The sequence below is a fragment of the Adhaeribacter rhizoryzae genome, assembly GCF_008629685.1.
GTDB classification, from domain to species: domain Bacteria; phylum Bacteroidota; class Bacteroidia; order Cytophagales; family Hymenobacteraceae; genus Adhaeribacter; species Adhaeribacter rhizoryzae.
In genome coordinates this window covers 185880-198734 of the sequence record NZ_VWSF01000002.1, presented here as the reverse complement: position 1 = coordinate 198734, position 12855 = coordinate 185880, and the positions used below count along the sequence as shown (strand labels likewise).

Sequence of the window (12855 nt, the reverse complement as noted above, 5' to 3'; positions counted from 1 at the left end):
GCATGCAACAATTAAGTGTTCGGCATTTACTCGGAATTAAAGATTTAACCCCGGCCGATATTGCCTTAATATTTGAGACGGCCGATAACTTTAAAGAAGTACTCAGCCGGACCATTAAAAAAGTACCTTCGCTGCGCGATATTACCATTGCCAACGTCTTCTTCGAAAACTCTACCCGTACCCGGCTTTCTTTTGAGCTGGCCGAAAAAAGATTATCGGCCGATGTGATTAATTTCTCGGCGAGTGGCAGTTCGGTAAAAAAAGGCGAAACGCTGCTGGATACGGTTAATAATATTCTGGCCATGAAGGTAGATATGATTGTGATGCGCCACGCCAGTGCCGGCGCGCCGCACTTTTTATCGCGCCACATTAAAGCCAATATTGTAAATGCCGGCGATGGCACCCACGAACATCCCACCCAGGCTTTGCTCGATTCTTTTTCTATCAGAGAAAGATACGGCGAAGTAGCCGGAAAAAAAGTAGCTATTATTGGCGATATTCTGCATTCACGGGTAGCATTGTCTAATATTTTTGCCTTAAAAAAATTAGGGGCCGAAGTAATGGTTTGCGGGCCGATAACTTTGCTGCCGCGCTATATTTCGGAATTGGGTGTAAAGGTAGAACTGGATGTAAGAAAAGCGCTGGCCTGGTGCGATGTAGCCAACGTACTGCGGATTCAGTTGGAACGCCAACAAATGAAATATTTCCCCTCCCTGCGGGAATACACGTTGTACTACGGCATCGACAAAAAATTATTAGATAGCCTGAATAAAGAAATTACCATTATGCACCCGGGCCCTATTAACCGAGGCGTAGAACTCAGCAGCGATGCCGCCGACTCGCATCATTCTATTATTCTGAACCAGGTAGAAAACGGCGTTGCCATCCGGATGGCAGTTTTATATTTACTGGCTTCGCAGGTAGCGTAGGTTAAACAGCTTCTCTACTCCTGATTAATTTTCTTAAAGACATTTTTTAGAGCTACTGAATTCCTAGGCTCAGGTATATTATTTACTTCGGCAAACTTACTCCTACCTTGCTGGTAGCAGGCGCCCGTGTTGTGCTTCTTAATACTTAATTCCAATATTTTTAACTATTGAAGTATCTGCTGCCAGTTCAGCAATGGCCTTGCCCTAACTACCCGGTATTCATAAACCCTTTTGTAAGGCATATATTTTAATAACGAATACCCCGTAAATCAATTAGATAAATATTATCTATTGTAATGTAAAAACACCTCACAGGTTTTAAAAACCTGTGAGGTGTTTAATGTTAGCGGGTTTACTCTACTAATACTCTCCTTATTTTATTATACCAGAAAGGAAGAAGGCTCTTTCATAGCTGCTAATCGAAATCACCCCTTATCAGCTGTCATTCCGCAGGAATCTTCTGTATAGAAAGCGTTACAGGTAAATTCCAGACTTAATTTAGTACCTGTTTGTCCAACTTATGCAGAAGATTCTTTTGGAATTCTTAGAATTCTATAGAATGACTACTATGGAAAGCCTTTTGCCAAGCTGCTATGGAACAGTATATTTACTATTTGGCATAATACTCTCCTTATTTTATTAGTTCGAGTATAATTATTTTAAAATATAATAAACAAAAGAGCCGCCGGAGAAATCTCCGGCGGCTCTTTACTTGCTTAATCCTTTAATTACTGCGGATTATTTTCTAAGTTATTCTACTACGAGTTCAACCTGTGCTCTTCGGTTCAGGGCTCTACCTGCAGCAGTTTCGTTATCACCACGTGGTCTCGATTCACCGTAACCAACTGTTGTTACACGGTCTTTGGCAAGTCGGCCTCTGGCAGTTAAGTAACGGGCTACAGCAGCGGCTCTTCTTTCAGATAAGCCTTGGTTGTATTCGTCGGTACCGGTAGCATCAGCGTGACCAGAAACGTTTACAGTAAATTCTGGGTTAGCTTTCAGGAAGCGAACAACTTGGTCTAAGGTTCTGAAAGAAACTTTTCTTAATACTGCTTTGTCGAATTCGAACTGGATGTAAGTAGTATCTTTCAGGGTACCGCGGCCAACACCACGTGGGATTGGTTTACGCACTGGGCAACCAGTAGAGTCTACCTGAGTTCCAGCTGGGGTATCAGGGCATTTGTCTAAAGCATCAGATATACCATCACCATCAGCATCAAGTGGGCAACCAGTAGCATCTACCTGGGTTCCGGCTGGCGTACCTGGGCATTTATCGTTTTGGTCAGCAACACCGTCGCCGTCAGCATCTGGGCAACCTTGTAAAGCAGCAGTACCTGGTTGGTCTGGGCACTGATCCTGTGCATCAGCAACACCGTCACCGTCTTTATCTGGGCAACCATTCAGGTTAGCAACACCAGCTACATCTGGGCAATTATCTTGGTAATCTGGCACACCGTCTTTATCAGTATCAACCGGACAACCATTTTCATCAACTTTTACACCAGATGGCGTATCAGGACATTTGTCTTTTCTGTCTGGCACACCGTCCATGTCGGTATCTTTTGCTTTACCCAATGAGAAGGTTAAACCAAAGTTGTGCTGTAAGAAACGATCTGGACGCTTATCGTCAGGACGTTTGAAACCATCGTACTGGTCGGTGAAGGTATAAATTTGACCGGTTTGGATAAAAGCACCTAGTCTTTCGGTAATACGTAAACCAATACCAGCTGCACCAAAAGCAACACCGTGGCTTAAATCGCCGTCGGTACCGCGGTTAGCCGGCTGGCCATCGCCGAACATGCCGTGTGCACCTTTACCAGAGATATCTGAGAATGCACCACCGTAACCTAACATCAGGTAAGGCTGAAGAAAGGCATCTTCTTTCAGAATTTTGCCATTATTCATTTTTAACTTGAAAGCACCGATAACGTTACGTGTTTCGCCGTTAAAATACATGTTGCCAGGTCTGCCGGCCGCATAATTACCACCTTGTACGTTGTTGTTGTAGTCAATGCGGGCACCGCTGAACTGGGCCACAAAGTCAAAAGAAGGGCTTATGTAACGGGAAACGCTGAAACCGCCACCAGTACGACCCTGGCCGAACTCGAACCACTCAGTACCCAGGTTACCTTTGTACTGGTAAACGCTGGCAAAGCCCGAGAGGGCCCATTTATTGTCGGCATTCTGTGCCTGGACAGAGGTAGCCAAAAAGGCACTTAGCAAAAATGCCATTGCTACCATTTTGTTTAGAACTTTCTTCATAGTTTGTAGTTTAGTGTGAAAACTGAAAAAAAATTAAATTTAGAATTATATATTAAGTTTTGGGTATATACATCATTTACAAAAAAATGTTGCCTTTAAATCTTAATTTCATTTCATGGTTTTTATGTACGGGTAAAAAAGCAGTAAGATTTAATAATATTATGCCTTTTCTGTTTTAATTTTTAAAAACCGGATTTATAGTTCTGTTTTTTATACGCTGCTCCAATTAATTCTGCGGCGAAATATCTATTAACGGCCGCAAATATAGAAAGATAATATTTACTCAATAAGCTTTCTGTTAAGTTCTTCTAAAATTACAACTGTTAAAAAAGCGCATTCAATTTTACACTTTATACGCCCCGCCACTTGAAAATGAGTTAATTACGAGGTCTGTAAAAATCTTTTACTGATTACTCAATTCGCTTATAATAGGTTTGTTTAACTCAAAATCGTACAATGTTATGTGGCGCAGGTTGTAATAAGCCGACCAAAAACTCCGGAGCGCGCTTATATAACTGCGGGTAGCTTTATCTCTTTCTTCGGTGGCTACATTTAAATCCAAGATGCTAATTTGCCCGTCGAGGTAGCGGTCTTTGGTTAAATTGTAGCGTTTTTCGGCTATTTCATCGGTTCTTTTGGCTACGGCCATTTGGTTGCGCAGTACTTTAAAACGTTTTACATTCAGGTAAATATCCTGGTCAAAATTTATGCGTTGCTGCTCTACGTTGGCTTTAACCAGTTCCAGGTTAGCTTTAGCCGTTCCTAATCGTGAATCGGAACGCCCCCAGTCCATTACCGGAATATTAAAGCCAATCCGCAGGCGTTGCTGTTCGGAGAGTTGCTGGTACACATCCGGAATATTTTTGGCTTGCTGGGTTAAACCAAAAGAAGCAAATAAACTAGCGGTAGCGCCGGTTTCGCCTTTAGCCCGGGCCATAGTCATATCGGCTTCTACTAATTCGCGCTTAAACCCAATCATGCGCTGCCGGTATTTGTGGGCTTGTTCCAGGGCAAATTTTTCATCAACGGCAAATTCCGGAATTTCCGCAGGCGGCACCAGCGTAATGGGGTCATCGTCGGTTAAACCCAAAAATATTTTTAAGCGCAAGGTACTGGCTTCCACATCCAAGGTGGTTTGTTCCAGATTTTGCCGCGAATTCATTAAACTAAGCTCAATTTGCAGCAATTCGTTTTCGGGCATGGTGCCTTTACTAAACCGCTCCTCGGCATTTTTATACAATATTTGGTTGGTACTTACATTTTTCTCGGCAATCTGGTAGCTAATCTGGCTAAGCAATAAATTAAAAAAATGACTTGTGGCTTCTTCCGCAATACCCTCCATGCGTTCCCAATATTCACGCCGGGCTTCTTCGTAGCGGAGCGGTTGTACTTTGTTTTCCCACTTCAGCCAGCGGTAGCCAAAAAAAGGCTGATTAAAGGTAATGGTAGCCGGCACTGCTGTATAGCGGCGCGGAATTCGTTCACTGCCTTCTATAAAATCATCGAAGCGGTTAATATTGCTGTTAATGGAAATATAGCCGCCGGTAAACCAAACCTCCTGCCCCAGCGATAAAGCCAAGGCCGATGCCGCACTGTGGTTAGGTTGCGGAATAATGCTACCATTGGGTTGCAACACCGGCACAATGTTCTTGTTATATTCCGGCAAATACCCATTTAAGTTTAATTGGGGGAAAAAATTAGCTTTAAATGTTTTGTATTGCCATTGCCGGTTTTCGAACAGCACAGAAGTATACCGGTAACTGGGCGAATTTTCTTTGGCCATCCGGACTACTTCGGGCAAGGTAAAAAGCCTTATTTGGGGCTTTACCTGAGCCAACCCAGGTACCGCCCCAAAAAGCATCAACAGGAATAGAAAGAAATTAAAAAATATTTTCATGCCCCTTAGCTGCAAAGCTTTCCGGCTTGCTACTTATAGTTAAGTATTATTTATGTATCAATATTAAAGACTAAATCTGTAGAAAATCTGTAGCTGATTTTTTTTATAGAAACCAGGTAAAGTATTATAATTAGCAGGTAAGACGTTGGCAACAGCAATAAAATAAAAAACAGGTATAGCTGCTAGCCATACCTGTTCTCCAGTTTTTAAATAATCAATAAATTATTACTATGCTTGCATGATGCGCTCAATATCTTCGGGCTCCAGCGGAATATTTTGCATTAAATCTACGGGGCCGTTAGAAGTTACTAAAATATCGTTCTCCAGCCGAATGCCCAGGCCTTCTTCCCGGATGTAAATACCAGGTTCGCAGGTAAATACCATGCCGGGCTCAAACGTCCGGTATTTATTGCCTACATCGTGTACATCCAGGCCCAAGTGGTGCGAAGTGCCGTGCATGAAATATTTCTTGTACAGCGGTTTATCCGGGTCCTGGTTTTTCACGTCGCTTTCGTTCAGCAAGCCTAATTTTATCAGTTCGTTTTGCATGACCGCACCTACAAAAGAATGGTACTGATCTAGCGTATTGCCGGGTACCAGCATGTTGCGGGCCGTTTTTAGTACGTGCAGCACCGAATTATAAACTTCTTTCTGGCGCGGCGTAAATTTGCCGTTAACGGGTACGCTGCGCGTTAAGTCGGCGGCGTAGTTGGCGTACTCAGCGCCAAAATCCATTAGCACCACATCGCCATCTTTACATTCGCGGAAGTTATCTACGTAGTGCAAAATGCAGGCATTGGCCCCGGAAGCAATAATAGAACCGTAAGCCGGTCCGCGCGACCGATTGCGAATAAACTCGTGCACAATTTCGGCTTCTATTTCGTACTCCATTACGCCCGGCTTAATAAATTTAAGCAGCCGTAAAAAAGCTTGCTCAGTAATAATACAGGCCTTTTTAATTAATTCTATTTCAATATCGGATTTAATGGCCCGCAAGTGGTGCATAATGGGCGCACTCCGCTGGTACTGGTGCAGCGGGTACGTTTCGCGGCACCATTTTAAAAAGCGGGCATCGCGGGTTTCTACTTCTATTACCGCCCGCAAATGCTCGTTGGTGTTCAGGTACACGTTTTCAGCTTCGGCCATTAGCGCATTAAAAACCTGCTTAAATTCAGAAGTCCAGAAAATAGTTTTAATACCCGATACTTCGCGGGCCTGTTCTTTGGTTAATTTATAGCCTTCCCAGGTTAAAATATGATCGTTGGTTTCGCGCACGAAAAGAATTTCCTGATGCTTCACCTCTTTTGCCTCCGGAAACAACAGCAAAATACTTTCTTCCTGGTCTATGCCGCTTAAGTAAAACAAATCGCTGTTTTGCCGGAAAGCCATGGTTCCGTCGGCGTTGGTGGGCATAATGTCATTCGACTGGAAAACAGCCAAAGAGCAAGGCTTTAGGCGGCTGCAAAACTTTTTGCGGTTCTGTACAAATAAATCCGCGTCGATAGATTGGTATTTCATAGTAAGAAAAGAATTAGTAGGAAATTAGCCGACCGAATAAGCAAATGGCCGGCCAACTAAACACAGGTAAAACTAATTAACTAAATAAATATTACAGCAACTTTCAGAAATAAATATTTGACAATCGCTATAAATATTAAATATCGAGTCTTACGCTTAATTTTACCCCTTTAAACCCTAAACTACCATGAAAATAGGCCTGGATGCCAAAAGAGCTTTTAATAATACCTCCGGCCTAGGCAACTACAGCCGTTTTGTTATTTCGGGTTTGGCAGAACGTTTTCCGGCAGATGAATATTTTTTGTTTACACCCCGAGTTGCCGAAACTTTCCGGCAATTTCATTCAGCCACTAACCAGGTAAAAGTAATAACACCCACCAACTGGCACAAAGCGCTACCGGCTTTATGGCGTACCTTTGGGCTAGGCGCTGATTTAAGAAAACAAAATATTGGACTGTACCACGGCCTGAGCAACGAATTACCGGCCGGCTTACCAGCCAGCTTAAAACAGGTAGTTACCATTCATGATTTAATATTTATCCGGTACCCCGAGTTGTATAAACCCATCGACCGGCAAGTGTACCATTACAAATTCCGGTACGCCTGCCACCGGGCCGATAAAATAATTGCCATTAGTGAGCAGACCCAGCAGGATATTATCCAGCATTATAAAATTCCGGAAGATAAAATTGAGGTCATTTACCAGGATTGTAACCCCATATTCCACCAATTATTACCCGCCGAAAACCTGCAAGAAATAAGACAAAAATACAACCTTCCCGCTACTTTTATATTATGCGTGGGTACTTTAGAACCGCGTAAAAATCAGTTGCAACTGCTCCGGGCCTGGCACCGGGCCGGTCTTGCTGCCGATTTACCCGTGGTATTTATTGGCCGCGCCACCGCTTACAAACAAGAACTGGAGGCTTTTATTCAAGAAAATAACCTTAGGAATAAACTAATATTTCTGCCTTATATCCCGACTGAAGAATTACCAGCGATTTACCAGTTGGCCTATTTATTTGTGTACCCCTCGGTTTTCGAAGGTTTTGGTATTCCCATTTTAGAAGCGTTGAACAGCGGCGTGCCGGTTATTACCTCTACGGGTTCGTGCTTTAGTGAAGCCGGTGGCGAGGCCGCTCTTTACGCCAACCCAAATAATATTGACCAACTCGCCGATTTATTAACGCAAGCGGCTCAAAACCAGCAACTGCGCACCACTATGATCCAAAAAGGATTGGAACAAGCTTTGCGTTTCCGACCCGAAAAAACCATTACCCCAATTCACCAACTTTACGTAGACCTGCTCGCGGGCAAATAAGCCGGTTAAAACGGTTTTCTCTTTAATATTTCGTACCTTTGCCCTCCCAAATTTATATTGCATGCCTGATTATCAACTGCATACTTTGCCTAACGGCATTCGTATTATACATAAACAAGTTACCCATACCAAAATTGCCCACAGCGGCTTTATGCTGGATATTGGCAGCCGCGACGAAAAGCCGGAAGAACTGGGTATTGCCCATTTCTGGGAGCACATGGCGTTTAAAGGCACCAAAAAACGCAAATCATTTCATATTCTTAACCGCCTCGAAACCGTAGGCGGCGAACTGAACGCTTATACCACCAAAGAAAAGCTTTGTTTTTACGCTTCGGTATTGGATAACCATTTCGAAAAAGCCTTTGATTTACTCACCGATATTACCTTTAACTCCGTTTTTCCGGGCAAAGAAATAGAAAAAGAGCGCGGCGTTATTCTGGAGGAAATGGCTATGTACCTCGATACGCCCGAAGACGCCGTAATAGATGAGTTCGACAATGTAATATTTCAAAACCATAGCCTGGGCAATAATATATTAGGTACCCGCGAAAGCGTATCGGGCTTTAAAAAAGCTGATTTTCTGAAGTTTATTCAGGACAACATGAGCACCGACCGGCTGGTTTTCTGTTCGGTAAGCAGTTTACCTTTCGATAAAGTGCAGAAGCTAGGGCAGAAATTTTTAGCGCCTTTGCCCCGCATTGAGAGTAGCCGCGATCGGCAGCCATTTAGCCTGTACCAACCCAACCGTATAAACCTGGAAAAACCCATTACCCAGGCCCATTGCATGATTGGCTGCCCCGCCTATTCGCTCTCCGACGAGAAACGGATTCCGTTTTTTATGCTCTCCAATATTTTAGGGGGCCCCGGCATGAACTCCCGGTTAAACCTGGCAGTGCGCGAAAAGCACGGATTGGTCTATACCATCGATGCCAATTACACCACTTATATTGATACCGGCTTGTTTGGCATTTACTTTGGCACCGAAAAAAAACAGCTAAACCGCACTACCTCGCTGGTTTTAAAGGAGCTTAAAATATTACGCGAAAAGCCTTTAGGCACGGTACAACTGCACACCGCTAAAGAACAGCTCATGGGGCAATTGGCGATGGCCGAAGAAAGCAATATTGGCCTCATGATGATGCTGGGCAAAAGCATTCTGGACCTGGACAAAGTAGAAAGCCTGAACGAAATATTCGATCAAATCCGGGGCATCACTGCCCGCCAGCTCCAGGAGATTGCCAACGAGATTTTACACGAAGACAACTTAAGTTACCTGAATTATATACCGGCTAATTAATCGTTTATAAATACCTGTTATGGATTTTCTGTCGAAAGAGCTGCAGGATTATGTATTGCGGCACACCAGCCCGGAACCGGAATTGTTGCAGCAACTAAATCGCGAAACTTATTTAAAAGTGTTAATGCCTCGGATGCTTTCGGGGCATTACCAGGGCCGCGTATTATCTATGCTGTCGCACATGATTAAACCCAAGCAAATATTAGAGATTGGCACGTATACCGGTTACTCGGGTTTGTGTTTGGCCGAAGGCCTGACACCGGACGGACAATTGCACACCATAGATATTAACGACGAACTCGAAGACCTGGTCCGGAAGTACGTAGCGGCAGCGGGCCTGGAAAACCAAATTAACTATTACCTGGGCAATGCCCTCGAAATTATTCCTACTTTAAATATTCAGTTCGACCTGGTATTTATTGATGCCGATAAAATTAATTACAGCCGCTACTACGACTTGGTTCTGGAGAAAACCAATCCGGGTGGTTATATTCTGGCCGATAATGTTTTGTGGAGCGGCAAGGTGGTGCAGGAACCCGGCAAAAAAATAGATAAAGATACCCAGGCCATTCTGGATTTTAACCTAAAAATACAGCAGGACGACCGCGTGGAAAATGTACTTTTGCCGCTCCGCGATGGCTTGTTGCTAATGCGCAAAAAATAAGACAATAAATTTTATAAGGCGCTCGTTCAGAAATATATAAGAAAACCAAAGCCCTTTTCCAGGGCTGAGGTTTCACTCTCATTTCTTTTCTTTTTAGCATATTTCAACGGCTTTGCTAAAACAACTACATTTGCAACTTATTCATTCTATGCAATTTGCTCTATCAACCTTAAAGAGTTGCTTTGGATAACTTGTGGATAAATTGTAGATAAGTAATCTTCCGAAAAATTCCTGGTTCGGCACTAAATCTGCTATTTTGTCTTTCGGTTCTGCCTGTTTTCTGTTCCGGCTCAGGCAAAACCGGCGGCCCGATTGCTTTTAAATTCATTTTCAGTAATTATAATTTATTCACTTAAAGCCTGTTATTATGCGAAAAGGTACCATTTTGTTCCTCCTAAGCTGTATCAGCTTGCTGACCAATGCCCAAAACATTATTGTTCCTTCGGATATTTATTTTGCGGATCAGCACCTGCGGGTTAATAACCGGGGTCAACAGGAAATACAAAGGCAGGTAGATGCCTTAACCAAATACCCGACTTACTTTCAGGCCAAAGTAGACCGGGCCGATACGTATTTCCCGATTATTGAGCGCATTTTCCGGGAAGAAGGCTTACCCGATGATTTTAAATATTTAGCCTTGCAGGAAAGCGGCCTGGTTTCGGATGCAGTTTCGACCTCCAACGCCGTAGGTTTCTGGCAGTTTAAAAAAGAAGCCGCCTCGGACCAAAAGTTACAGATAAACCAGGAGGTAGACGAACGGAAGCATATTATAGAATCTACGCGCAGTGCGGCGCGCTATTTGGTAAAGCACAACAATGTTTATTATAAAAACTGGCACAACACCTTGTTATCTTATAACCTGGGTTTAACCGGTGCCAAAGGCTACGCCAAACCTAATGATTTCAACAAGAAAGAAATGGAAGTTACGGAAAGAACGCACCCGTATATTCTTACTTTTTTGGCGCACAAAGTAGCTTTCAGTAATTACGTGGGCCGCAACCCGGCTCCCGGCATTTTATTACAGGAAATGACCGCATCGGCAGGTAAAAGCTTCCGCGAAATTGCGATGGAAACCCAAACCGACGAAGCCGAACTCCAGAAATACAATAAGTGGTTGCACGGCCGGGCTATTCCTTACGATAAAACCTATACCATACTCATTCCGGTAACCAACCCCGATCAGCAGTCGGTAATATATGCTTCTAACCGTACCGGCAACCGTAACAGCGTTGTGGAGCAAACCGGTAAGCGCGAATTCCGAAAACAAAATAACCTGAAAGTAATTATTGCCCGCACTGGCGATACCAAAGATAAACTGGCCGCCGAAGCCGATATGCCCGCCCGGCGCTTCCTGATGTACAACGATATGTACAGTTTCGACCCGATTGTACCCGGCGAAGCCTATTATTTGGAGACCAAACACAGCAAAGCCGATGTGCCGTACCACGTGGTAAAGCAAGGTGAAACCATTCACCAGGTAGCGCAGCAACACGGCGTAAAAGTACGCTCGCTTTTGTTCTACAACCGTTTAAAAGCCACCGAAACCTTAGCCGAAGGCCGTTTGTTGTGGATGCAGCGCCGCCGTCCGGCTAATACGCCGGTTGAGTTCCAGAAAACGTACCCCGATAATGCCCCAGCTCCGGCTCAACCTGGAATTCTGGCCCAAAACGACGATCCGGCAAAAGCTAATACCGAAAACAAATCTGCTGATTCAAACCGCGACGAAGAAAAGTCGATAGCTTCGGCCTTGGAAAAACGCTTGAATAAATGGTTTGGCGTGAAAAAGAAACCGGCAAAAGTACAGGAAGTGGAAGTACCCGCTACACCTGAACCAGTAGCCGAACCCCAGGTAGCAACCAGACCAGCACCTGCGGCAACACCAACGGCAGAAACCAGCAATAATGAGGCTGCAACTACCATTGCGACTCCGGGCCCAGCCGAGCCATCGCTAGATGAAGCCATTGCCCAGACCAACGAAGAAGCCGATGAAACCGGTGATTCTTTATCTGCTAATATCGATAAGCAAATTGAGCCGGTAAATAAGCCAACCGTGCCTTTGGTTTATAGCAGAACCAAAACGCCTGCCCCGGTAGCCGAAACAACTTCACCCGCAAATAATACCCCTATGGCTGCCGATTCGAATGCGACCACAGAAACTACTGCGGTGGAAACGCCGGCTACCAAACCAGCCGTAAGATTAAAAGAACCCGTAGCTGCCGCGCCTACTAAAACTACCGCTTCGACCTCCATTTACAAAGAACCAGCGAAGGCTCCAGCGCAGCCGGTACAAAACCCGGGTGTACACGTAGTAGCGAAAGGCGAAACCTTGTATGCTATTTCCAGAATGTACCAAGTTTCTTTAGAGGATCTGAAAACCTGGAATAACTTGGGTGAAATGCCATTAGCGATTGGCCAGAACCTGAAATTGGTTGCCCCGCCGGTAACTTCAACCAGCTATTCAACGGTACCGGTAAATAAACCGCAGGCACAAGCTGCTGCAGCTCCCATTGCCAGCAATAGCAGCTACGCCAACGGTCCGGTTTCCCACACCGTTTCGGCCGGCGAATCGATGTACCAGATTTCCCGTCGCTATGGTGTTACCATTAAAGAAATAATGGAGTGGAATAACAAACCCGATTTTAACGTAAAACCAGGTGAGCGTCTGGTCATTAAAACTGCCGCCGCTACCCGTAATTAAAAATCCACAGTAGCTTAAAACAAAAAGGCCGAATATTCAAATATTTGGCCTTCTTGTTTGTAGGTGATACTAATATACAGTTGGAAGCTTATTTTTGATTATTCTGAATCATTAGTATTTATGTCATATTGAAAAAATCTATTGTATAAAGGGCTATACAGGTAAGTATCGAAATATCAATGATTACCTATTTGCCTTTCTAAGCAATAGATTCTTCCGGAATGACATGGTTTTTTCTATATAATAGTAGCTGAACAATGCTATTTAGC

The 12855-nt window shown here is 44.0% G+C and carries 8 protein-coding genes; 5 read left to right on the top strand and 3 right to left on the bottom strand.

Annotation, left to right across the window (positions count from 1 at the left end; translation table 11 throughout):
- Nucleotides 1-2 precede the first annotated feature (2 nt).
- A complete protein-coding gene (locus F0145_RS03945) occupies nt 3-929 on the top strand; it encodes an aspartate carbamoyltransferase catalytic subunit (protein WP_150087001.1) in 927 nt (308 codons plus the stop codon).
- Nucleotides 930-1679: 750 nt separating this feature from the next.
- On the opposite strand, the gene F0145_RS26920 is transcribed toward F0145_RS03945, so the two are convergent.
- The 3 genes from F0145_RS26920 to F0145_RS03930 form a co-directional block, all read right to left on the bottom strand.
- On the bottom strand, nt 1680-3191 hold the full coding sequence (locus tag F0145_RS26920; protein WP_150087000.1) for an OmpA family protein: 1512 nt from the start codon (nt 3189-3191) through the stop codon (nt 1680-1682).
- A 403-nt stretch (nt 3192-3594) separates the two neighbouring features.
- A complete protein-coding gene (locus F0145_RS03935) occupies nt 3595-5088 on the bottom strand; it encodes a TolC family protein (RefSeq protein ID WP_150086999.1) in 1494 nt (497 codons plus the stop codon).
- Nucleotides 5089-5316: 228 nt separating this feature from the next.
- Nucleotides 5317-6606: an aminopeptidase P N-terminal domain-containing protein gene (locus F0145_RS03930; RefSeq protein ID WP_150086998.1), complete on the bottom strand. Its 1290-nt coding sequence runs from the start codon at nt 6604-6606 to the stop codon at nt 5317-5319.
- Between the two features lie 187 nt (nt 6607-6793).
- Here F0145_RS03930 and F0145_RS03925 point away from each other — a divergent pair, with 187 nt between their 5' ends.
- The 4 genes from F0145_RS03925 to F0145_RS03910 all read left to right on the top strand — a co-directional run bounded on the left by F0145_RS03925 (nt 6794) and on the right by F0145_RS03910 (nt 12586).
- Nucleotides 6794-7927: a glycosyltransferase family 4 protein gene (locus F0145_RS03925; protein ID WP_150086997.1), complete on the top strand. Its 1134-nt coding sequence runs from the start codon at nt 6794-6796 to the stop codon at nt 7925-7927.
- Between the two features lie 61 nt (nt 7928-7988).
- Entirely contained in the window at nt 7989-9224 is a 1236-nt protein-coding gene (locus tag F0145_RS03920) for a M16 family metallopeptidase (protein WP_150086996.1), read from the top strand.
- 19 nt (nt 9225-9243) lie between these two features.
- On the top strand, nt 9244-9888 hold the full coding sequence (locus tag F0145_RS03915) for an O-methyltransferase (protein WP_150086995.1): 645 nt from the start codon (nt 9244-9246) through the stop codon (nt 9886-9888).
- Nucleotides 9889-10255: 367 nt separating this feature from the next.
- Nucleotides 10256-12586 (top strand): LysM peptidoglycan-binding domain-containing protein, encoded by a 2331-nt coding sequence (locus F0145_RS03910; protein ID WP_150086994.1) that lies wholly within the window; start codon nt 10256-10258, stop codon nt 12584-12586.
- The last annotated feature ends 269 nt before the right edge of the window (nt 12587-12855 follow it).

Excerpts from the sequence above, each read along its gene's own strand:
- F0145_RS03945 (WP_150087001.1), top strand. The coding sequence starts at position 3 with ATGCAACAATTAAGTGTTCGGCATTTACTCGGAATTAAAGATTTAACC.
- F0145_RS26920 (WP_150087000.1), bottom strand. The coding sequence starts at position 3,191 with ATGAAGAAAGTTCTAAACAAAATGGTAGCAATGGCATTTTTGCTAAGT.
- F0145_RS03935 (WP_150086999.1), bottom strand. The coding sequence starts at position 5,088 with ATGAAAATATTTTTTAATTTCTTTCTATTCCTGTTGATGCTTTTTGGG.
- F0145_RS03930 (WP_150086998.1), bottom strand. The coding sequence starts at position 6,606 with ATGAAATACCAATCTATCGACGCGGATTTATTTGTACAGAACCGCAAA.
- F0145_RS03925 (WP_150086997.1), top strand. The coding sequence starts at position 6,794 with ATGAAAATAGGCCTGGATGCCAAAAGAGCTTTTAATAATACCTCCGGC.
- F0145_RS03920 (WP_150086996.1), top strand. The coding sequence starts at position 7,989 with ATGCCTGATTATCAACTGCATACTTTGCCTAACGGCATTCGTATTATA.
- F0145_RS03915 (WP_150086995.1), top strand. The coding sequence starts at position 9,244 with ATGGATTTTCTGTCGAAAGAGCTGCAGGATTATGTATTGCGGCACACC.
- F0145_RS03910 (WP_150086994.1), top strand. The coding sequence starts at position 10,256 with ATGCGAAAAGGTACCATTTTGTTCCTCCTAAGCTGTATCAGCTTGCTG.